General features: G+C 69.1%; 19 protein-coding genes. 13 read left to right on the forward strand and 6 right to left on the reverse strand.

Features of this window, described 5'->3' with window-relative positions:
* Positions 1–28 precede the first annotated feature (28 nt).
* Complete coding sequence (locus LG380_RS12540) at positions 29–2,779, reverse strand: TonB-dependent receptor (RefSeq protein ID WP_225765534.1); 2,751 nt, start codon at positions 2,777–2,779, stop codon at positions 29–31.
* Positions 2,780–3,025: 246 nt separating this feature from the next.
* Here LG380_RS12540 and LG380_RS12545 point away from each other — a divergent pair, with 246 nt between their 5' ends.
* Positions 3,026–4,048 carry a sugar kinase gene (locus tag LG380_RS12545; protein ID WP_225765537.1) on the forward strand — a complete coding sequence of 341 codons (1,023 nt, stop codon included), beginning with the start codon at positions 3,026–3,028 and terminating at the stop codon, positions 4,046–4,048.
* A complete protein-coding gene (gene eda, locus LG380_RS12550) occupies positions 4,035–4,673 on the forward strand; it encodes a bifunctional 4-hydroxy-2-oxoglutarate aldolase/2-dehydro-3-deoxy-phosphogluconate aldolase (protein WP_225765539.1) in 639 nt (212 codons plus the stop codon). Before LG380_RS12545 ends, eda begins: the two co-directional genes overlap by 14 nt.
* 45 nt (positions 4,674–4,718) lie before the next feature.
* Here eda and LG380_RS12555 read toward each other — a convergent pair whose 3' ends face one another.
* Positions 4,719–6,626, reverse strand: coding sequence for a sigma-54-dependent Fis family transcriptional regulator (locus LG380_RS12555; protein ID WP_225765541.1), 1,908 nt, complete (start codon positions 6,624–6,626; stop codon positions 4,719–4,721).
* A gap of 242 nt (positions 6,627–6,868) precedes the next feature.
* On the opposite strand from LG380_RS12555, the gene adh reads away from it, so the two are divergent.
* From adh to LG380_RS12570, 3 genes are all read left to right on the forward strand, one after another.
* Positions 6,869–8,398: an aldehyde dehydrogenase gene (gene adh, locus LG380_RS12560; RefSeq protein WP_225765543.1), complete on the forward strand. Its 1,530-nt coding sequence runs from the start codon at positions 6,869–6,871 to the stop codon at positions 8,396–8,398.
* A gap of 125 nt (positions 8,399–8,523) precedes the next feature.
* Positions 8,524–9,552 (forward strand): alcohol dehydrogenase AdhP, encoded by a 1,029-nt coding sequence (gene adhP, locus LG380_RS12565; protein WP_225765545.1) that lies wholly within the window; start codon positions 8,524–8,526, stop codon positions 9,550–9,552.
* Positions 9,553–9,637: 85 nt separating this feature from the next.
* Entirely contained in the window at positions 9,638–10,015 is a 378-nt protein-coding gene (locus tag LG380_RS12570; RefSeq protein WP_225765547.1) for a DUF779 domain-containing protein, read from the forward strand.
* Positions 10,016–10,072: 57 nt separating this feature from the next.
* Here the strand turns inward: LG380_RS12570 and LG380_RS12575 are convergent, their stop codons facing one another.
* A complete protein-coding gene (locus LG380_RS12575; RefSeq protein ID WP_225765549.1) occupies positions 10,073–10,471 on the reverse strand; it encodes a hypothetical protein in 399 nt (132 codons plus the stop codon).
* 142 nt (positions 10,472–10,613) lie between these two features.
* On the opposite strand from LG380_RS12575, the gene LG380_RS12580 reads away from it, so the two are divergent.
* On the forward strand, positions 10,614–10,946 hold the full coding sequence (locus tag LG380_RS12580) for a hypothetical protein (protein ID WP_225765550.1): 333 nt from the start codon (positions 10,614–10,616) through the stop codon (positions 10,944–10,946).
* A gap of 13 nt (positions 10,947–10,959) precedes the next feature.
* Here the strand turns inward: LG380_RS12580 and LG380_RS12585 are convergent, their stop codons facing one another.
* Positions 10,960–13,077 carry a TonB-dependent receptor gene (locus LG380_RS12585; protein WP_225765551.1) on the reverse strand — a complete coding sequence of 706 codons (2,118 nt, stop codon included), beginning with the start codon at positions 13,075–13,077 and terminating at the stop codon, positions 10,960–10,962.
* A gap of 158 nt (positions 13,078–13,235) precedes the next feature.
* On the opposite strand from LG380_RS12585, the gene LG380_RS12590 reads away from it, so the two are divergent.
* The 4 genes from LG380_RS12590 to LG380_RS12605 all read left to right on the forward strand — a co-directional run bounded on the left by LG380_RS12590 (position 13,236) and on the right by LG380_RS12605 (position 17,092).
* On the forward strand, positions 13,236–14,435 hold the full coding sequence (locus LG380_RS12590; RefSeq protein WP_225765552.1) for an amino acid aminotransferase: 1,200 nt from the start codon (positions 13,236–13,238) through the stop codon (positions 14,433–14,435).
* 147 nt (positions 14,436–14,582) lie between these two features.
* A complete protein-coding gene (locus LG380_RS12595; protein ID WP_225765553.1) occupies positions 14,583–15,596 on the forward strand; it encodes a class 1 fructose-bisphosphatase in 1,014 nt (337 codons plus the stop codon).
* A gap of 150 nt (positions 15,597–15,746) precedes the next feature.
* A complete protein-coding gene (locus tag LG380_RS12600; protein WP_225765554.1) occupies positions 15,747–16,448 on the forward strand; it encodes a 2OG-Fe(II) oxygenase in 702 nt (233 codons plus the stop codon).
* A gap of 80 nt (positions 16,449–16,528) precedes the next feature.
* Complete coding sequence (locus LG380_RS12605; RefSeq protein ID WP_225765555.1) at positions 16,529–17,092, forward strand: cold shock domain-containing protein; 564 nt, start codon at positions 16,529–16,531, stop codon at positions 17,090–17,092.
* A 7-nt stretch (positions 17,093–17,099) separates the two neighbouring features.
* Here the strand turns inward: LG380_RS12605 and LG380_RS12610 are convergent, their stop codons facing one another.
* The gene (locus LG380_RS12610; protein ID WP_225766605.1) at positions 17,100–18,188 is read right to left on the reverse strand and encodes a PA0069 family radical SAM protein; all 1,089 of its coding nucleotides are present in this window, start codon (positions 18,186–18,188) and stop codon (positions 17,100–17,102) included.
* Between the two features lie 170 nt (positions 18,189–18,358).
* Here LG380_RS12610 and cls point away from each other — a divergent pair, with 170 nt between their 5' ends.
* From cls to LG380_RS12625, 3 genes are all read left to right on the forward strand, one after another.
* The gene (gene cls, locus LG380_RS12615; protein WP_225765556.1) at positions 18,359–19,819 is read left to right on the forward strand and encodes a cardiolipin synthase; all 1,461 of its coding nucleotides are present in this window, start codon (positions 18,359–18,361) and stop codon (positions 19,817–19,819) included.
* Positions 19,820–19,942: 123 nt separating this feature from the next.
* A complete protein-coding gene (locus LG380_RS12620; protein ID WP_225765557.1) occupies positions 19,943–20,209 on the forward strand; it encodes a hypothetical protein in 267 nt (88 codons plus the stop codon).
* Positions 20,206–20,949, forward strand: a complete 744-nt coding sequence (locus tag LG380_RS12625) for a pyridoxine 5'-phosphate synthase (RefSeq protein ID WP_225765558.1) — start codon at positions 20,206–20,208, stop codon at positions 20,947–20,949. The genes LG380_RS12620 and LG380_RS12625 overlap by 4 nt, the downstream gene beginning before the upstream one ends.
* A gap of 453 nt (positions 20,950–21,402) precedes the next feature.
* Here LG380_RS12625 and LG380_RS12630 read toward each other — a convergent pair whose 3' ends face one another.
* Positions 21,403–21,813 (reverse strand): biopolymer transporter ExbD, encoded by a 411-nt coding sequence (locus tag LG380_RS12630; RefSeq protein ID WP_225765559.1) that lies wholly within the window; start codon positions 21,811–21,813, stop codon positions 21,403–21,405.
* Positions 21,814–21,815 lie beyond the last annotated feature (2 nt).

A 21,815-nucleotide genomic window follows, 5' to 3' on the forward strand; every position in this document is an offset into this window, starting at 1 on the left:
GACCCGGGCCGGCCATGCCACGTCTGAATCAGAACTTGTAACGCAGGCCCAGTGTGTACTGGCGGCCGGTTTCGCTGTATTCCAGCGGCAGCGACACCGACGGGTTGGCCACCCAGGACTCCTGCGCCTCGTTGGTCAGGTTGGCACCTTCCAGGCTCAGCTCGAGCTGGTCGCTGATGCGGTAGCGGATCGAGGCATCGACGAAGGTGGTGCCGCTCTGCCCGTGCACGCCAAGACCAGCGCTGTCGAAGCCGGCTTCGGTACCCGGCACCTGGATCAGGTAGTCGTCACGGTTGGTGGCCGACACGCGCGCCGACCAGCTTTCGCCTTCGTAGAACAGCGTGGCGTTCCACGAATTCTTCGACAACCCGGTCAGGTCGGTCTTCTGTGCGGCCACACCGGCGCTGGTCACGTACTGGATCTTGGACTCGACGTAGGTGTAGTTGAGCTGCATTCCCAGGTTGGACCAGTTGCCCGGCAGGAACGTGAACGGCTGGGTGTAGTTGAACTCCACGCCGGTCAGGTCGCCGCCCGGGGTGTTGACCGGGGTGCTGAACACGAAGTCATCGCCGACGCTGGCATTGAGGTTGTCCAGCAGGCTGGCCGGCAGGCCGCTGCTCGAGTACGGACGGGTCTCGCGGGTGTTCTGGATGAAGCTCTCGATGTCCTTGTAGAACAGGCCCACGCCGAGCATCGCGCCTTCGTTGAAGTACCACTCAAAGCCCAGGTCAGCGGTCCTGGCGCGGATCGGATCCAGCAGCGGGTTGCCGCCGCTGACCGTCTTGGCGCTGCCGCTGACGTTGACGGTGACGCCCGGGGTCAGGCTGCCCAGGCCCGGACGCGACATCACCTTGGCCGCGCCAAAGCGCACCAGGAAGTCCGGGGTGATCTCGGCCACCAGGTTCAGCGAGGGCAGGAAATCGTTGTATTCGCGGGTCACCGTGGTGGTGACCGGGGTACCGCTGGCGGTCGCCACGCCGGTGGAGGTCTGCTTGGTCTGCACGTAGCGTGCGCCGAGGTTGCCCGACACCGGAATCGAGCCGACGTCGAAGCCGAACCTGCCCATCAGCCACGCGCCGCGATCCTGCTCCTGCACGCTGCGGATGCTGGCGGCATAGTCGGCCAGGGCGTAGATGCCTTCGCCGCTGAGGATGTCGAACTCGTTGGCGATGCCATCGAAGCTCGGCACCACCCACTTGCCCGGGGAACCGGACATGCCCTGCAGGCTGGCCAGGTCGGTCATGTTGACCGGGACGATGCGGGTGCCGTTGGCGAAGAACGGCAGCGAGGTGGCCTCGTTGCCGACGCGGCGGCGCTCCATCGAATCAAACGCGAAGTTCTTGGCCTGGATGCCGCCTTCCAGCGTGAACGACGGGCCCATCACCCACGAGAATTCCAGCTGGCCGTTGTCGAAATCGTTGGTGACGTAGTTCTGGCGCAGGCGGATGGTGGACAGCGTCCAGCCATTGGGATCGGTCGGATCGATGCCGTAGTTGAACACCGGCTTGTTGGCATTGCCGCGGTAGTCGTAGCTGTAGCCCTGGACATTGAGCTTGTCCATCATCACCGTGGCCTGGATCGGGTTGTCGTGCTTGGAGCGCGACGTACCGACCTTGCCGGTGATGGTGATGTCATCGGTCAGCTTGTGCTCGCCGTCCAGGCTGACCTGGTAGAACTCGGTGGCCCACTCGTCGTGGCGGTTCTCGGCGCGGATGTCGACGTTGTCCATTTCCGCGTAGACCAGCGCGCCATTACGCACTTCGCCATTGCGGACGATGATCTCGCGCTTGCCATCGGTACCGGACTTGCTCAGGCCGTTGGCCTCGATGTACTTCTCGTCGCGCTTGGCGTCGATCTTGGAGTACAGCGCATCCAGGCTGAAGGTGGTGCGGTCGCCGGGCTTGAACTGCAGCGCGCCGGTGACGCCCACGCGCTTCTGGTCATGCTCCATCAGCGTGTAGCGGGGGAAGCGCGGGGCGTACACGTCCGAACGCAGCGCCTCGGTATACTGGGAGGCCGGGTTGAAGCCGCCGTTGGTGGTGCCGCCGGCCCAACGCACGGTGCCGGTGCCTTCCTCGACGGTCTCGCGCTCGGAGTAGGCCACCGACAGCAGCGCGCCGAACTTGCCGTCGGCCCAGGTGTTGGAGATCAGGCCGGCAAAGCGCGGCATCGCCGATTGCGAGGCGTCGTTGTAGCCGGCCTGCACGTTGCTGACGATGGTCAGGCCGTCATAGTCGAACGGACGGGCGGTGCGCAGGTCCACGGTGGCGCCCAGCGAGCCTTCTTCCACGTCGGCCGAGGCGGTCTTCCGCGCGATCAGCTGCGAGAACAGGTCCGAGGCGAACACGTTGAAGTCGAAGCCACGGCCGCGGTTGGTGCCGCCCTGGCCGTCGCTGCTGCCGACCGTGCTGAGCGCTTCCAGGCCGTTGATGCGCACGCGGGTGAAATCCGGGCCCAGGCCACGCACGGCGATGTTGCGGCCTTCGCCGCCGTCACGGGTGATGACCACGCCGGGGATGCGCTGCAGGGACTCGGCCAGGTTGCTGTCCGGGAACTTGCCGATGTCCTCGGCGACGATGGCGTCGACCACGCCGGTCTCGCCGCGCTTGATGTCCAGGGCCTTTTCCACCGAGGCGCGGTAGCCGGTAACGTTCACGGTGTCCAGGTCCGTGGCGGCCGGATCCTGTGCCATGGCGTTTCCAGCCTGCAGGGCCAGCCCGATGGACAATGCCAACAAGGTAACCGGTGTCTTCTTGCGACGGGCGGGTACTGCGTGCATGTGCTTCCTCTCCCAAGGGTTCAACATGGAACTGCGCTGTTGGTGGATGTCACGGATGACACCGCTAGTCAGGGCGGACGGTAACAGCTGCTCCCGGGGCAGGCATCTTGCAGTGCAACAGCACGCAGGAGCGCGCAAACCACTGGATTTGCGGCACTGCATGGCACTCGCGAAGGCTTTCCATGGCTAGAATGACACCGATAGTCACCGGGTCAGGGTGGCGCCAAGCAACGGGAGGAGGACCCGATGAGCCGTACCCGAGTTGTCTGTTTTGGAGAGCTGTTGCTGCGCCTGGGCGCGCCGGGGAAACAACTGCTGCTGCAGACCCCGCAGCTCGACGTGCATGCCGGCGGCGCGGAGGCCAACGTCGGCGTTTCGCTGGCGCATTTCGGCCATGCCGTGGCCATGGTCAGCGTGGTGGCCGACAACCCGCTGGGCGCGGCGGTGACCGGCGAGCTGCGCCGGCACGGCGTGGATACCACCCATGTGCGCACCGCGCGCGGCCGCATGGGCCTGTACTTCCTGACCACCGGCGCCGGCCACCGGCCCAGCGAGGTGGTCTACGACCGCGCCGACTCGGCCTTTGCCCTGGCCAGCCCGGAGGGCTGGGACTGGAAGTCGCTGCTGGAAGATGCGCAATGGCTGCACCTGTCCGGGGTCAGCCCGGCGCTGGGCGCGCAAGCCGCGCAGGCCACCCTGGCTGCAGCGCGCGCCGCCTGCGAACTCGGGGTCAAGGTGTCCTTCGATGGCAACTTCCGGCCGAAGCTGTGGGAGCGCTGGGGCGGGGATGCCCGGGCGGTGCTGCGCGACCTGTTCGACTGCGCCCACATCCTGTTTGCCGACCATCGCGACATCGGCGTGGTGCTGGGTGGCGAGTTCGGCCAGGACGACGCGCAGGCGCGGGTCGATGCCGCCGCCACGCAGGCCTTCGCCGTGTTCCCGCGGCTGCAGTACATGGCCTGCACGCAGCGCACGGCACACAGCGTGGACCAGCATTCACTCGGCGCCATGCTGCTCGGCCGCGACGGCACCCGCGCGGTGGCCCCGGAAGAACAGCTGGTCGGTATCGTCGACCGCATCGGTGGCGGCGATGCCTTTGCCGCCGGCGTGCTGCATGGGCTGATCGAGGGCTTCGATGCTGATTCAACGATCCGCTTCGGGCTGGCCGCCGGCTGCCTGAAGCATTCGATTCCCGGTGATTTCAATCCGGTCGGCGTGGCCGACGTACAGGCCCTGGTGGGCGAAGGAAGGTTCGATGTCAGGCGCTGATCCCAGGGTACGCGCGGTACTGCGGCTGGCACCGGTGATCCCGGTGTTCACCCCGGAGAACGTGGACGATGCGGTGCAGGTGGCGCAGGCGCTGTTCCGCGGCGGCCTGCCGGTGATCGAGGTGACGTTGCGCACGGCGGTGGCGGTGGATGCGATCGCGGCCATGGCCGAGGCCGTGCCCGATGCCGTGGTCGGCGCCGGCACCGTGCTCGATGGCAGGCAGATGGAAGCTGTGAAGAAGGCCGGCGGGCGCTTTGCGGTGTCCCCCGGGGCGACCGACCGGCTCTACGCGGCAGCGCGCGATGCCGACCTGCCGCTGCTGCCCGGCGTGGCCACGTCCTCGGAGCTGATGCGCGGACTGGAGCACGGCCTGGACACGTTCAAGTTCTTCCCGGCGGTACAGGCCGGCGGCGCGGCGATGCTGGCGGCGTGGAACGGGCCGTTCGGCGACGTGCGCTTCTGTCCCACCGGCGGCATCAGCGCGCAGACCGCGCTGCAGTTCCTGCACCTGCCCAACGTGCTGTGCGTCGGCGGTTCCTGGCTGACCACGCGCGAACTGCTGCAGGCCCGCGACTGGGGCCGGATCGAACAGCTGGCGCGGGAAGCGGCGGCGCTGGCCGGCTGACGCCGGCCGGACCGCGTCCGACCGCAGGACCGGGAAAGCCCGGCCCTAGGATCCGCGCAACCCGGGCCCCAGCCGCCGGTACAGGGTGCTGCGGCTGATGCCCAGCCGGCGCGCGGCGCGGGCGACATTGCCGCCGCATTCGGCCAGTGCCTGGCGCATCGCCGCGGCCGTCATCGCTTCCAGCCCCCCGCCGGGAGCCGCGACGGCCACCGCCGGCGGTGGAGTCGATGGTGCCGAGGGCCGTCGCAGGTAGCCCGGCAAGCGCTCCACGTCCAGCAGCGCGCCGTCGTCGCTGAGCGCCACCAGGGTGCGCAGGCAGGACGACAGCTGCCGCAGGTTTCCCGGCCAGCCGTAATCGACCAGCGCCTGCAGGGCCGCCGCGCTCAGCCGGCGGCCGCCGCCCAGCCGCGACCACAGCGCGCGGACCAGCCCGGCGCGGTCGTCATGCTCGCGCACCGCGGCGATGCGCACCTGGTGGTCGGCGATGCGGTAGTACAGGTCGGGCCGGAAGCGGCCAGCGGCGATGGCGTCGTCCAGGTCGCAGTGGGTGGCGCACACCAGCGCGAAATCCAGTTTCACCGGCTTGCCGCCACCCAGCGGCGAGAGCTCGCGGTCCTGCAGCACCCGCAGCAGGCGCGGCTGCAACGCCAGCGGCATGTCGCCGATCTCGTCCAGGAACAGCACGCCACCCTGGGCCTGGCGCAGCAACCCCGGGCTGCCCTGCTTGCGCGCACCGGTGAACGCGCCCTCCTCGTAGCCGAACAGTTCGGCCTCGATCAGGCCCTCCGGCAACGCCGCGCAGTTCACCGCCACGAACGGCTTGCCGGCGCGCGTGCAGCGCCGATGCAGTTCGCGCGCGAACACTTCCTTGCCGGTGCCGGTCTCGCCCTGCACCAGTACCGGCAGGCCGGCATCGAGCACCCGCCGTGCCTGTTCCAGCGCCTGCTCGAGTCCCGGGCCGAACACCGGACCGCTCGTTGTCGTTGTTGCTGTTGTTGTTGTGGCTTTTGCTGTTGCCGACGCGAACGGCAGCGGCCGCGAGGATGGCGCGAACGCTCGTTGCCGGCGTTCCTGCAGGTGGCCGTACAGCGAACGCCCCTGTCGGTCGATCAACGCGCCATCGTCGTGCAACCGCGACAGCGGCACCTCGAACAGGCTCTCGTACGTCGCCCGGCCGAGATCGTGCCGCTCCAGTCCGAACAGCTTCAACCCGACCCGGTTGGCCGCCACCAGCCGCCCGCCGCGGAATGCCAGCAGGCCCTCGCGGACGGTGCCCAGCAACGCCGGGTCGTGGTGCAGCCGCACCAGCTCGGCGCCCTCGATCCCCTGCTCGAAGTAGCGGTGCTCGATCCTCGCCACCGCCTGCCGCGCCATGCCCGGCGCGTGCAGGTGCTGCACGCGCGAGTCGCCGGAGATGTCGAGCACGCCCACCAGCGTGCCGCAGGGATCGAAGATCGGCGTGGCCGAACAGCTGAGGATGCCGTGCGGGGCGCGGTAGTGCTCGCCGCCGCGCACCTGCACCGAACGTCCTTCGACGATCGCGGTGCCGATGGCGTTGGTCCCCACCGTGGCCTCGTCCCAGCACACGCCCGGCATCAGCGCCACGCGGCCGGCGCGGTCGAGGAAACCCGGGCTGCCCTCGGCATCGAGGATCCAGCCGGCCGCGTCGGTCAACAGCACCATGCTGTCGGTGGCGGCCAGTTCGCCGGACAACCCGTCCAGTTCGGCCCGCGCCAGCCGCCACAGGCGCTCGTGGTGCTGGCGCAGCTCGTGCAGGCGGCCGCCCGCCACCGGCTCCAGCGCCGGCGGGGCATCGGCCGCCAGTCCCTGCTGCCGGCAGCGGCACCACGACTGCAGGATGGTTTCCGGTACGCCGCCCAGCGGCGCGGTGCCGCGCTCGAAGAACGAACGGCGGGCCCGGCCCACGGGGGGCGGCAACGATGGTGAAGCCATGTGAGCTCCCATGTCGCAATCTGCGACAGCTGTATCGACACCTGTCCCGATAAACACCACAAGCCGGGCGGCGGTGCAACGACCGCCTGTTCCGCGCCGCAACATTCTCCGCGGCCGGTTTGCGCAGAACCGGTGCCTGCGGCCACGCTGCGGCGCAGCAGGCCGGAATTGGCATCGTCCTTGCGCTCTCCGTGGGCACAGACCCGCACCGGGTCGCCACCGCTCCACGGAGATCCGCATCCATGAACGCCGTCACGTCCGCCAAGCCCTTCGCCACCGATCCGCAGTCCATCTTCAAGCCGCGCTACGGCAACTACATCGGCGGGCAATGGGTGGCGCCGCGCAGCGGCCGGTACTTCGAGAACACCACGCCGGTCACCGGCAAGGCGTTCACCGAGGTGGCCCGCTCCAACGCCGAGGACATCGAGGCCGCGCTGGACGCCGCGCACGCGGCCAAGGACGCCTGGGGCAGGACCAGCACCACCGAGCGCGCCAACCTCCTCAACCGCATCGCCGACCGCATCGAGCAGAACCTGGAACTGATCGCCCATGCCGAGACCTGGGACAACGGCAAGCCGATCCGCGAGACGCTCAACGCCGACGTGCCGCTGATGGCCGACCACTTCCGCTACTTCGCCGGCGCGGTGCGCGCGCAGGAAGGCTCGCTGAGCGAGATCGACCACGACACCGTCGCCTACCACTTCCACGAACCGCTGGGCGTGGTCGGGCAGATCATCCCGTGGAACTTCCCGCTGCTGATGGCCGCCTGGAAGCTGGCGCCGGCGCTGGCCGCCGGCAACTGCGTGGTGCTCAAGCCGGCCGAGCAGACCCCGGCCTCGATCCTGGTGCTGATGGAGATCATCGGCGACCTGCTGCCGGCCGGCGTGCTCAACGTGGTCAACGGCTTCGGCCTGGAAGCCGGCAAGCCGCTGGCCAGCAGCCCGCGCATCGCCAAGATCGCCTTCACCGGCGAGACCACCACCGGCCGGCTGATCATGCAGTACGCCAGCCAGAACCTGATCCCGGTGACGCTGGAGCTGGGTGGCAAGTCGCCCAACGTGTTCTTCGCCGACGTGATGGCCGAGGACGACGACTTCCTGGACAAGGCGATCGAGGGCTTCGTGCTGTTCGCCTTCAACCAGGGCGAGGTCTGCACCTGCCCCTCGCGCGCGCTGATCCAGGAGTCGATCTACGAGAAGTTCATGGAGAAGGCGCTGGCGCGCGTGGCCGCGATCAAGCAGGGCAATCCGCTGGACCCGAACACCATGGTCGGCGCGCAGGCTTCCGGCGAGCAGCTGGAGAAGATCCTGTCCTACATCGACATCGGCCGCCAGGAGGGCGCCGAGGTGCTGATCGGCGGCGGGCGCAACGCGCTGGGCGGCGAGCTGGCCGACGGCTTCTACGTGCAGCCGACCGTGTTCAAGGGCCACAACCGGATGCGCATCTTCCAGGAGGAGATCTTCGGCCCGGTGGTGGCGGTGACCACTTTCAGGGACGAGGCCGAGGCGCTGGCGATCGCCAACGACACCCTCTACGGTCTGGGCGCCGGCGTGTGGAGCCGCGACGCCAACCGCCTGTACCGCATGGGCCGCGGCATCCAGGCCGGGCGGGTGTGGACCAACTGCTACCACGCCTATCCGGCGCATGCCGCGTTCGGCGGCTACAAGCAGTCGGGCATCGGCCGCGAGAACCACAAGATGATGCTCGACCACTACCAGCAGACCAAGAACCTGCTGGTCAGCTACTCGCCGAAGAAGCTCGGCTTCTTCTGATTCCCGTCACCGCCGCGGCGCGATCCTGCCGGAGCCCGCCCGTGCGGCCGGATTTGCGCCGGATCAAGGCGCGCCCGGGCGAACCGCGCCATGTTGTTCCCGTTCCCACCAGGAGGAGGTCCGCAATGAACAAGACCATGAAAGCCGCCGTCGTGCGCGAATTCGGCAAGCCGCTGACGATCGAGGAAGTGGAGGTCCCGCGCCCGGCGGCGGGCGACATCCTGGTCAAGATCGAGGCCTGCGGCGTCTGCCACACCGACCTGCACGCCGCCGAGGGCGACTGGCCGGTGAAGCCGAATCCGCCGTTCATCCCCGGCCACGAAGGCGTGGGCCATGTCGTCGCGGTGGGTGCCGGCGTCACCCACATCAAAGAAGGCGACCGCGTCGGCATCCCGTGGCTGTACTCGGCCTGCGGCCATTGCGAACACTGCCTGGGCGGCTGGGAGACGCTGTGCGAGACGCAGCAGAACACCGGCTACTCGGTCAACGGCGGCTTTGCCGAGTACGCGCTGGCCAATGCCGGCTATGTCGGCCACCTGCCCAAGGACATCGGCTTCGTCGAGGTGGCGCCGATCCTGTGCGCCGGCGTCACCGTCTACAAGGGCCTGAAGGTGACCGACACCAAGCCCGGCAACTGGGTGGTGATCTCCGGCATCGGCGGCCTGGGCCACATGGCGGTGCAGTACGCCAAGGCGATGGGCCTGAACGTGGCCGCGGTCGACGTGGACGACGAAAAGCTGCGCCTGGCGCAGCGCCTGGGCGCCACCGTCACCGTGAACGCGAAGACCACCGACCCGGTGGCCTACCTGAAGAAGGAGATCGGCGGCGCCCACGGCGCGCTGGTCACCGCGGTCTCGCCCAAGGCGTTCGAGCAGGCCATCGGCATGGTCCGCCGCGGCGGCACGGTCTCGCTCAACGGGCTGCCGCCGGGCCAGTTCCCGCTGGACATCTTCGGCATGGTGCTCAACGGCGTGACCGTGCGCGGCTCGATCGTCGGCACCCGCCTGGACCTGCAGGAATCGCTGGAGTTCGCCGAGCAGGGCAAGGTCGCCGCCACCGTCGCCAGCGACCGGCTGGAGAACATCAACGACATCTTCGCGCGCATGCACGCGGGCAAGATCGAGGGCCGCGTCGTCATCGACATGGCCGCCTGAAGCGTTTCCGCGCCGGCCGCCTGCCCCCCTCCCCCGGCCGGCGGCGGGCGCGGAACCGTATTTCCCGCCGATCCTGCCCGCCGCCATGACCGACCCGCCCGTCCAGGTACTGGCCACCGACAGCGCGCTGGCGCTGGCCGCGCGGCTGCGCGAGCGCCACGGCCCGCTGCTGTTCCACCAGTCCGGCGGCTGCTGCGACGGTTCCTCGCCGATGTGCTTCGCCCAGGGCGAGTTCCTCGTCGGCGACCGCGACGTGCACCTGGGCGACATCGGCGGGGCGCCGTTCTACATCAGCGCGCCGCAGTTCGAGTACTGGAAGCACACCCAGCTGATCGTCGACGTGGTGCCGGGCCGCGGCGGCATGTTCTCGCTGGAGAACGGCGAGGGCGTGCGCTTCCTGCTGCGCTCGCGGCTTTTCGACGACGCCGAGTTCGCGCGGCTGCAGGCCGCCGGCAGGGTCTGAGGCCGTGGCGAAGCGCACCGCCGTCGGCAGGCGGCGGCGCGTTTCGCGCTTTCCCGGCTACGAGGAGCGGCGCAGGTCGTGGACCGCCGCCGCCGGCATGTGGTCCAGCGCCAGCCAGGCGTCCTCGATGACCGGGCGCACCTGCTCCCAGTCCAGCCGCGACTCGCCGCGGACCTGCTCCCAGTGCGCGGCCAGTTCGCCGTCGGTGCCGTCGATGCCGCGCGGCCAGTCGTCCAGGTGCGTATTCAGCGCGAAGGTGTAGGCCGGACACAGGTCGCGCCACAGCGCGCCCTGGCGGCGGCGGCGGTCGTAGTCGTGCAGGCTGTACTGCAGGAAGTCCTGGGCCACGGCTGATTTCTCCGGGGCACGCCGGGCGCTGCGGATTCCTTCGGCCGGCAGCGGGTCGAGATGGGCGTTGAAGGCCTGCTGCACCGAACGTCGTTCAAAGCGTTGCATGTCCCATCTCCGGTCCTGGCGGACGGTCAGCAGTAAACCCGCCGGTGTTACCGGCTGGTGATCCGTTCGTGGACGCAGCGCCGATTCGCGCCGATTTCACCGCCGCAGGTTTGTAGTCGTAGCCCCCCAAGGAGGTACGACCATGCAACGAGATCCCCTGCGTGAAGCGGCCGCCCCCGCCGCCGGCGAACAGCGCGGCAAGCACGATGTGATGGATGCCGAGGACCGTGGCGCCGGCATGCCGGCCGACGACCACAGCGCGGCACGCCCGGCGCGGCTGGCCGGCGAAACCGGCCCCGAGCGCGACGCCAAGGACCCGCCGGCCGGTCCGCGCGACGCGGAGGAAAGCGCCAGCGAGCGCGAACGGCGCAAGAAGCACGAGAACCGCAACCAGGACGAGGCGCTGGAAGAGACCTTCCCGGCCAGCGACCCGACCTCGCCGTTCGTGCCGGCCCAGGTGCCCGGGGAGAAGTGAGCAGGCGGCGCGCTCAGCGCGCCCACTGCCACTCCGCGCCCAGGCCGAAGCGCCGGCCCGGGCCCGGTTCGTAGAAGCGGCGGTTGCCGTCGTTGACGATCACCGAGCCCACATGGGCCCGGTCGAGCACGTTGTCCACCCTGGCAAATACCCGCAGCGGGCCGCGCGCCGTGTCCCACCGGCGCGAGGCCTCCAGGTGCACCAGGCCATAGCCAGGGGCGGCCTCGCTGCCGAGGTCGTCCACCGGGGTGTGGCTGGCCGCCACCCATTCCGCGGCAAATTCCCAGTCCCGCGGTTGCCAGCTCCCCCGCAGCTGCGCCTGCTGGCGCGGCACGCCCGGCAGCGGCGAACCGGCAGCGACCACGCCGGTCGGCTGCAGGCAGGGCGAGCCGCTGCAGGCCAGGTACCCATCGCGTACCTGCGCATCCACCCAGGTCCAGGCCAGCTGCAGCGCGGCGCTGCTGCCCAGCGGCTGCTGCCAGCTGGCTTCGGCGCCCTGGCGGCGGGTGCGGCCGATGTTGCGGTAGCTGCTGCGCCCGCCGGAATTGCTGGCTACCGCCAGCTCGTCGTCGGTATCGGCGCGGAACAGCGCCAGTTCCAGCGCCGCGCCATTGCGGCCGCGCCATTTGCTGCCCACTTCCAGGTTGCGGCTGCGCGCGGCGCGCAGGTCCAGCGCCAGCCCGGCGCCGCCATCGGCGCGATATCCCAGTTCGTTGAAGGTCGGGGTCTCGAAGCCACGGCCCAGTGAGGCGTACAGGCGCAGGTCGTCGTTGGCGTGGAAGCTGACCCCGGCCACCGGCGTGGTCGATCCGTAGTCACGGCGCCCGCTGTCGTCCGGGTTGCCCGGGGCCAGGTAATGGTCGTCGGAGCGGAACCACAGGCGGCTGTGGCGCACGCCGGCCAGCAGCGACCAGCGCGGCGCGGGTTGCCACCAGGCCTGGGCGAACTGGTCGAGGTTGTGGACGCGGTCGTGCTGGTCGCGGCGCAGCCGACCGCGCACGCCCAGCGCGTGGCCGATGAAGTTCTCGTAGCCGGTGCGGTGCTGGCGCTGCTGGTCGGCATTGGTCCCCACCACCACGTCCAGCGCGCGCCCGGCCAAGCTGCCGTGCCAGGACCAGCGCAGGTCGGCGCCGCCGAAGTCGCTGTCCAGATCGATCACTCCGCCGGCGTGCAGCGGGCTGGCCTGGGCGGCGGGCGGGATCGCCAGGAACTGCTCGACCTGGCGCTGGCCGGCATAGCCCATCAACCGCAGCGTGCTGGACGGACCCTGCTCGGTCAGCACCAGGCCCAGCTGCGACTGGCGCACGCTCTTTCGCGTGTCGTACTGGCGGGCCACGGCGGTGGCCTGGCGCGGGTCCTGCCGCCACTGGTCGCGGTCCAGCCCGAGCGGATCCTGTGCATCGGGCGCATCGAGGTGGTTGGCCAGCAGCTCCAGCCGCCGCCCCGGGGCCAGCTCCCAGCCCAGCCGTGCATTGAGTGACTGGCGCTGCGCGGCGCTGTGTTCGCGGTAGCCGTCGCTGCGCCAGTCGGTGGCGGCCAGGTTGTAGCGCAGCGGCCCCTGCCGGCCCTTGAGCTGGGCGCCGAGGGTCCGGCTGTCGTGGTTGCCGTAATGGGCCCGCAGCCGCCACGGGTCGCCCTGTTCGCCATCGCCGCTCCACACCTGCAGCACGCCGCCGGAGGAATTGCCGTACAGCGCCGAGAATGGCCCGCGCAGCACCTCGATGCGCTCGGCCCCGAACAGGTTGAACTGCGACAGCTGGCCCTGGCCGTCGGGCATCGTTGCCGGGATGCCATCCATCAGCAGCCGCACCCCGCGCACACCAAAGCCCGAACGGGCGCCAAAGCCGCGGATCGACAGCTGGGTGTCCTGGGCCGCGTTCTGGCGGTCTCGGGCCAGCAGCCCAGGCACCCCGCCCAGCGCCTCGGCCAGCTGGGCTTGGGCGCGATTGCCACTGTCACCGGCCTGGAGCGTGGACAGCGAGGCCGGCAGGTCGAAATCGTCCACCGCCCGCACCCGCGCGACCTGCACCTGCACCGCGTCCAGGGTGGACACCGTCTGTTGGGCGGCGGCCGGCAACGCGGCCAGGGTGGCAAGGGCAAGCAGGGCGGGACAGGGGCTGGATCGGCGCATGGGCCCGATGATCGCCTGTCCGGCGTGAGCATGGCCGGTACGGACAGTTGCGGCTGAAACCCTGGCCCGGGATCGGGCCCGGCCCTGTTAGGATGAGCCGGTTTTGATCGCGCCGCCCGCGCGCTCGGCCCCCACCTCCGTCACAAACGAGTACCGCCGTGTCCTTCTTTGCAAATGTGGAACAGGTTCCAGGCGATCCGATCCTGGGCCTGACCGAGGCCTACAACGCCGACACCCGCCCGACCAAGGTCAACCTCGGCGTGGGCATCTACTACGACGAGAACGGCCGCATCCCGCTGCTGCGCGCCGTCAACCGCATCGAGCAGCAGCTGGCGCTGGACGCGCGTCCGCGCGGCTACCTGCCGATCGACGGCCTGCCGGCCTACACCCAGGCCACGCAGAAGCTGGTGTTCGGGGCCGAATCGCCGCTGCTGGCCGCCGGCCGCGTGGCCACCTCGCAGACCATCGGCGGCAGCGGTGCGCTGCGCGTGGGCGCGGACCTGCTGCACCGGCTGCTGCCGCACGCCACGGTGGCCATCAGCAACCCGAGCTGGGAAAACCACCGCGCGGTGTTCGGTGCGGCCGGCTTCGAGGTCGTGGACTACACCTATTTCGACAGCGCCAGCCACGGTCTGGACTTCGCCGGCATGCTGGCCGACCTGGGCAGGCTGGAGCCGGGCACCGTGGTGCTGCTGCACGCCTGTTGCCACAACCCGACCGGCGCGGACCTGAGCGTTGGGCAGTGGAAGCAGGTTGCCGCGCTGCTCAAGGAACGCCAGCTGTTCCCGTTCATCGACATGGCCTACCAGGGCTTCGACAAGGGCCTGGAAGAAGACGGCGTGGCGGTGCGCATCGTGGCCGATGCCGGCATCGACAGCTTCATCGTCGCCAACTCCTACTCCAAGTCGTTCTCGCTGTATGGCGAGCGCATCGGGGCGCTGTCGGTGGTCGCCCCGGATGCGACCGCGGCCCGCGCGGTGCAGTCGCAGGTCAAGCGCATCATCCGCACCATCTACTCCAGCCCGTCGGCCCATGGCGCGGCGCTGGTGGCTGGGGTGCTCAACAGCCCCGAGCTGCGGCAGATGTGGGAGCAGGAACTGACCGAGATGCGCGAGCGCATCCACGCCCTGCGGGCCGGCATGGTGCAGAAGCTGGCCGCGCTCGGCGCGCCGGAGTTCGGCTTCATCCAGCAGCAGGCCGGCATGTTTTCCTACTCGGGCCTGAGCCGCTCGCAGGTCGACCGCCTGCGTGAGGAATACGGCATCTACGCCGTGGGCACCGGCCGCATCTGCGTGGCCGCGCTGAGCAACAGCAACCTGGATTACGTGGCCCGCGCGGTCTACGACGTCAGCCGCTGATCCACCCGGGCAGTACGGGAAGGCCGGGCCGCGCGGGCGCCCGGCCTTTTTCATGGGCGCTTGCCGGCATGTGACGGGTGCGGCCTCGTAAAGCCCTTGGCAACTGGCGACAATACGCATCCTTCCGCGTAAAGGTCCTGCACGTCCATGTCCCGTACCTCGCTTACCCGTTACCTGATCGAAGAACAGCACGCCGGCCGCATCAATGCCGACCTCCGCCAGCTGGTGGCCGTGGTGGCCCGCGCCTGCACCAGCATCTCGATCGCGGTGAGCAAGGGTGCGCTGGGCGGCGTGCTCGGCGACGCCGGCACCGGCAACATCCAGGGCGAAGCACAGAAGAAGCTGGACGTGATCTCCAACGAGATCCTGCTCGAGGCCAATGCCTGGGGTGGCCACCTGGCTGCCTGCGCTTCCGAGGAAATGGACCACTGCCAGCCGGTGCCGTCCGAATACCCGCAGGGCGACTTCCTGCTGCTGTTCGATCCGCTGGACGGCAGCTCCAACATCGACGTCAACGTCTCGGTCGGCACCATCTTCTCGGTGCTGCGCAATCCCGAGGGCGTGACCCAGCCGGGCGACGAACACTTCCTGCAGGCCGGCCGCACCCAGGTCGCCGCCGGTTACTGCATCTACGGACCGAGCACGATGCTGGTGCTGACCCTGGGCCACGGCACCCACGCCTTCACCCTGGACCGCGAGACCGGTGAGTTCGTGCTGACCCAGCGTGGCATGCAGATTCCGGCCGATACCAGGGAATTTGCGATCAACATGTCCAACCAGCGCCACTGGGAAGCGCCGATGCAGGCCTACGTGGCCGACCTGCTGGCCGGCGACACCGGTCCGCGCGGCAAGAACTTCAACATGCGCTGGATCGCCTCGATGGTGGCCGACGTGCACCGCATCCTCACCCGCGGCGGCATCTTCATCTATCCGTGGGACAGGAAGGATCCGGGCAAGGCCGGCAAGCTGCGCCTGATGTACGAAGCCAATCCGATGGCGCTGCTGGTCGAGCAGGCCGGCGGTGCGGCCACCAACGGCCGCGAGCGCATCCTGGACATCAACCCGGAGCAGTTGCACCAGCGCGTGCCGGTGTTCCTGGGTTCGCGCAACGAGGTGGCCGAAGCCACCCGTTACCACACTGAACACGACGCCCGCGCCTGAGCGGGCCCACGCGCGGCCGGGTGACAACCCGCCCGGCCCGCGCCACCATCGGCGATGGTTCCCCAAGGACGCGCCGATGCGGGCATTGATCGCGGTACCGCTGCAGTCCCCTTCCGAACACCCGCGGCAAACGCCGCCAGGGCAGGCACGATGAGCAGTCCAGCCGACTTCATCGAGGTCTACGACGAGGCGGTCAGCGCCGCCGACTGCGCGGCGATCGTGCAGCGCCTGCGCCAGAGCCCGCAGCTGCAACCGGGCGAGGTCGGCGGCGGCGTGCATCCCGAACTCAAGCGCAGCCGCGACCTGCGGATCAGCGGGCTGGCCAACTGGCGCGAGGTCGAACAGCGCCTGCAGCAGGCCGTGTTCGGCGGACTGCTGCGCTACCTGCGGCGCTACCCGCAGGCGCTGATCTCGCCGTTGATGCTGCAGGTCCAGGATGCCGACGGCCGGCCGCGGCGGCTGGCCGCCGAGGACTTCCCCGGCATGGACGAGGCTTCGCTGGCCGGGCTGGCGCAGACCTGCCTGCGCCCGGGCGCGATCAACCTGCAGTGGTACGCCGCCGGCGAAGGCGGCTATCCGTACTGGCACTGCGAACTGTTCCCGCGCGATGCCAGCGCCGAGACCCTGCACCGCCACCTGCTGTGGACGCTCTACCTCAACGACGGCTTCGACGAGGGCGAGACCGAGTTCCTGTTCCAGGGCCGCAAGGTCGCTCCGCGCACCGGCAGCCTGCTGTTCGCGCCGACCGCGTTCACCCACACCCACCGCGGCAACCGTCCGCAGGGCGGGGACAAGTTCATCGCCACCAGCTGGATCCTGTTCCAGTCGGCGCAGCGCCTGTACGGGCAGTAGCGCCGACCTCTGGCGCGGTCGGCGTCCATTCCAGCCCAGTGCATCAACGGCTGGTTCCGCTTTCCACTTAAGAGCAAGCAATGCGTACCCACGGAACGATCATACGTTGGAACAGCGAACGCGGATTCGGCTTCGTCCGGCCTGCGGGCAAGGACGATGAGGTATTCGTGCACATCTCAGAGTTCGGCCGCGGCGAGCCGCCGCAGATTGGAGAGCTGATCTCGTTCGAGGTCATCGATCACCAGGGCAAGCCAAGGGCGGTAAACGTGCAACGCACTGGTGCCAGCAACAAGGCACGCCAGCGGGGTGATGCCCGCCACGCGCGCAAACCCCGGCGCGAGGGCTTGCTTCGCCGCGGGCTCGGAGTTGCGGCCTTGGTCGCGATAGCTGTTGCACTGCTTGGCCCTCGCCTGGGACTGGTCGGAGGGCCACCCGCCTTTGCCCCGGATCCGATTTCCGCCACGGCTGCAGCCGCGCCTGTCAGAACCGATGCGTCGTCGACTGCCTATCGCTGCGACGGGCGCACCCATTGTTCGCAGATGAGTTCCTGCGCCGAGGCCACCTGGGTCCTGCGCAACTGCCCGAACACACAGATGGATGGTGACGGCGACGGCGTTCCCTGCGAAACCCAGTGGTGCCGCTAGTTGGGGGTCAGAACAGCTCGCCCTGTGGCGAGGGTTTGCGCGGCGGCACGAAGCGGCTGCAGTCCAGCGCCTGCCACTGGCCGGCGCTGTGGCCGTACCCCAGCCGCTGGCAGGCCAGGCGGAAGCGGCGTTCGAGTAGCTGCGCGTACACGCCCTCGCCGCGCATGCGGGTGCCGAAGCGGCTGTCGTAATCCTTGCCGCCGCGCAGCTGCTGGATGGTGCTCGTCACGTGTTCGGCGCGCTGCGGGTAATGCGCGGCCAGCCAGTCGCGGAACAGCGGCGCGACCTCGTGCGGCAGCCGCACCAGTACGTAGCCGGCGCGCAGCGCGCCATTGTCGCGGGCCGCAGCCAGCACCGCTTCCAGTTCGGAGTCGTTGATCCACGGGATGACCGGGGCAACCATCACCGACACCGGCACGCCGGCATCGGTCAGCCGGCGCATGGCCCGCAGCCGCGCATGCGGGGCCGCCGCGCGCGGTTCCAGCTTCGCCGACAGGTGCGGGTCCAGGCTGGTGACCGAGAACGCGACGCTGACCAGGTTGTCGGCGGCCAGGTCGGCCAGCAGGTCGATGTCGCGTTCGATCAGCGCGTTCTTGGTGATCAGCGAGACCGGGTGGCGGGTATCGCGCAGCACCTGCAGGCACTGGCGGGTGAGCTGCAGGCGCCGCTCCAGCGGCTGGTAGGCATCGGTGTTGATGCCCAGCGCGATCGGCTGCGGCACGTAGCCGGGCCTGGCCAGCTCCTCGATCAGGCGCTCGGCGGCATTGGTCTTGGCGAAGATCTCGGTCTCGAAATCCAGCCCCGGCGACAGGTTCAGGTAGGCGTGCGAGGGGCGGGCAAAGCAGTACGAGCAGCCGTGTTCGCAGCCTCGGTAGGGATTGAGCGAGACCGAGAAGCCCACGTCCGGCGAGTCGTTGCGCGAGAGGATGCGGCGCGCCCGCTCCTCATGCACGTGGGTGCGCAACGCCGGCCCGGCGAACTCCTCGCTTTCGTCCGCATGCCAGCCATCGTCCACTGCCTCGGAGGTGGCTGTCTCGAAACGGCCGGGAAGTCGCTGGCGGCTGCCCCGGCCCTTGATGGGTCCGGACTCGTGCATCCGGTAAGGATGCCGCGCCACTGTCTCATCGTCTGCGCCGCGGCGATTGATGTTCATGAAGCATGGGGTGGAGACGCCGTCGACGGCCGCACCACAGCGGCAACGATGCGTCCCACCGGGGAGGTATCTTCTGCATCAGGCCACTACCGGGCCCCTCCTAGAATCCGCGCATGCCCACATTCATCAAGGACGGCTGGGATGCCGTCACCTCCATTCCCCACCTCGGCACGGCTGCCATCTTGCTGTATGTGGCCTACCTGATCTGGCTGGCCGGCTACATCCTGCTGCAGAAGCGCGAACCGGTAGCCACGCTGAGCTGGGTGCTGTCGCTGGCCGCGCTGCCCTACCTCGGGTTGTTCATCTACTACCTGTTCGGCCCGCAGAAGGTGCAGCGCCAGCGCCTGCGTCGCGGCCGTGCACGCTCGGGCATGGAGCAGTACCACGCGGTGTGCCCGCCCGATGCCGACTGCAACGAGCTGGCCAAGGTCGGACAGGCGACCACCGGCCTGGCCCCGAGTTCGGCTACCGAAATCGAATGGCTGGTGGACGGCGCGGCGACCTATGCCGCGATCCTCGAGGCCGTGGCGGAAGCGAAGCACCACGTGCACCTGGAGTACTACATCTTCACCCCGGACAAGGTCGGCACCGCGCTGCGCGATGCGCTGGTCGAGCGCGCCCGTGCCGGCGTGGAGGTCCGCATGCTGCTCGATGCGGTCGGCTCCGCCCGGGTGCGCAAGTCCTTCCTGCAACCGCTGCTCGATGCCGGCGCGGACATCCAGTGGTTCCACCCCAGCCAGCTGCTCAAGCCGTTCAAGCGGCCGTGGCTGAACCTGCGCACGCACCGCAAGCTGCTGGTGATCGATGGCCTGGTCGCCTTCACCGGTGGTATCAACATCACCGATGACGAGGATGAAAGCCTCCGCGATGACGCGTTCCGCGACCTGCACATGCGTGTGCGTGGCCACGTCGTGCGCAGCCTGCAGCTGGTGTTCCTGGAGGACTGGATCTACGCCACCAACAGCTCGCGGACCGAGTTCAACGTGCCCGGCCTGTTTCCCACCAACGGGCCGTCACGCGAGGCCGGGCGGATCCAGGCGCAGGTGCTGGTGTCCGGGCCGGATTCGTCATGGGAAGCGATCCACCGCATGCACGTGGCCGCCATCCACGAGGCACGCGAGCGGGTGTGGCTGGTGACGCCGTACTTCGTTCCGGGCGAGGCCGCGCGCATGGCGCTGACCTCGGCGGCACTGGGCGGTCTGGACACACGCCTGCTGGTGCCCAAGCGCAGCGATTCGATCCTGGTGACCCTGGCGGCACGCTCGTACTTCGACGAGCTGTTGCAGGCCGGGGTCAAGATCTACGAATACGGCCCGCGCATGCTGCACACCAAGGCCTTCATCGCCGACGACGACATGTGCATCGTCGGCACCGCCAACTTCGATCACCGCAGCTTCCGGCTCAACTTCGAGCTGTCGATGATGGTGCGCGACCCTGCCGTCACCGCCGAGCTCGAGCGGCACCTGGAGAAGGAGTTCGAAACCGCCACGCCGGTGGAGCACGAGCGCGACCGCTCGCTGTGGCGCCACCTGTTGCCCGAAGCCTTCGCCCGCCTCGCTTCGCCACTGCTGTGACCTGCCCGGCGTGAGCGGCAATGGCGCCGACCGTGCGTCGGCCCGCACGCCGCGTCCGGCAGGTTCCATGGTGGTCGCAGGGCGGGGGACGATAAACTGCGCCGGTCCACCGGGGAGATCGTCATGTACTGGCTGTTCCTGCTGCTGGCCATCGCGGCCTTCGTGTTTGCCCTTTCCGCCACCAAGGTCAGCCTGCTGCTGCTGGCCCTGTTCGTGTCGCTGGTGTTCTTCCTGATGTGGGTGCGCGGCCTGTATGTCGCCCGCTTCGGCAGCGTGGTCAACGATGGCCCGCGCGTGCTGCATCCGGCCGAGCTGCAGCGCATGCGCGAACAGCTGCGTCCGGCCGCGCCGATGGAATCCGCTCCCGCACCGGAGCAGCGCGACTCGTGACCTGCCTGAGCGTCAACGTCAACAAGATCGCGGTACTGCGCAATTCCCGCGGTGGCGACGAGCCGGATGTGGTCCGCGCCGCCCGTACCTGCCTGGATGCCGGCGCGCACGGCATCACCGTGCATCCGCGGCCGGACCGGCGCCACATCCACGCCGAGGACGTGCTGGCCCTGGCCGCGCTCACCGCCGAGCGCGGCGTGGAGTTCAACATCGAAGGCAATCCGTTCGCACCGCCGCGCCCGGGTTATCCCGGACTGGTGCAGCTGTGCGCACGGACCCGGCCCGCCCAGGCCACCCTGGTGCCCGATGGCGATGGCCAGCTCACCTCCGACCACGGCTTTGATTTCGCCCGCGGCGAGCGCCTGCGACCGCTGATCGCGCAGCTCAAGGCACTGGGATGCCGGGTCAGCCTGTTCGTCGACGCCGGCAGCCCGGACATCGGCCAGGCCTCCACGCTGGGCGCCGATCGCGTCGAGTTGTATACCGGTCCCTATGCCGAGGCGCACGCCAGTGGCGATGCGCAGGCCGCGCTGGAGTTGTTTGCCGATGCCGCACGTCGTGCACGGGCCGCCGGGCTGGGCGTCAACGCCGGCCATGACCTTTCGCAGGCCAACCTGCGTGATTTCCTCGATGCCGTGCCCGACGTGCTTGAGGTCTCGATCGGCCACGCCCTGATCGGTGAAGCCCTGTACGAAGGGCTGGATGCCACCGTGCGGCGTTACCTCGCCCTGGTTGCCTGAGCACTCTGCGCGGGAATTGCCTGATGACGCGAGGGCAGGGCGGCCCGTGCCACTGCGCGGGTTTGGCGGCTGCATCAAAGCCGCAACCTCCGGTGCCTGTCGTTCCTGCGAGCGCCGATATACGCCGGTAACCGTATCGGCTGATTGCCCATCGGCCTTGCCCCCACTCCCCAGCTGGTCTACCTGCTCGGAAATCGCGGAGTGGCGGGTGCGGCTGTGACATTGCCCGGCAGCGGACGCGATCAATTCAACCCATGCCTACGGGACCGGCCCCTGTGATGGCCGGCAACCCGGTCGCGACCACACCATCCGGGTACTGAAGCCGCGCAATCGAACCCGTGGAGCACACGGCTGTGCATGACGCCGGGGCACACGACATCCAGGCCCGGGCAAAAAAATGCCCCCGGGTCTCCGGGGGCATTTCCAGTCGCGTCATGACTGAGGTGTTGCGTATTACTGGATGAAACCGATCTTCTTCATCTGAGCATTCTTGGCGGCGGCCAGGATCTTGGCCATCACCTCGTACTCGGAATCCGGGTTTGCATCGATGCGCAGTTCCGGCTGGTTGGTCGGATCGCGCTGCACTTCCTCTTCCATCCGCTGCTGCAGCTCACCCACGGCGACCGGGCTGTTGTTCCAGAACACCTGGTTGCTGGAATCAACACGCAGTTCGATCGGCGGCGGCGGCTCCACCAGCTGCGGCGGCGGGTTGATCACCCGCTGCGGCAGGTCCACGGCGATCGGGTAGGTCATGATCGGCGCGGTCACGATGAAGATGATCAGCAGCACCAGCATCACGTCCACGAGGGGCGTGACGTTGATGTCGGCCATTGGGCCCTTGTTACCACCACTACTGAATGCCATGG

This window comes from Stenotrophomonas sp. Marseille-Q4652 (genome assembly GCF_916618915.1).
Taxonomy (GTDB): Bacteria; Pseudomonadota; Gammaproteobacteria; order Xanthomonadales; family Xanthomonadaceae; genus Stenotrophomonas.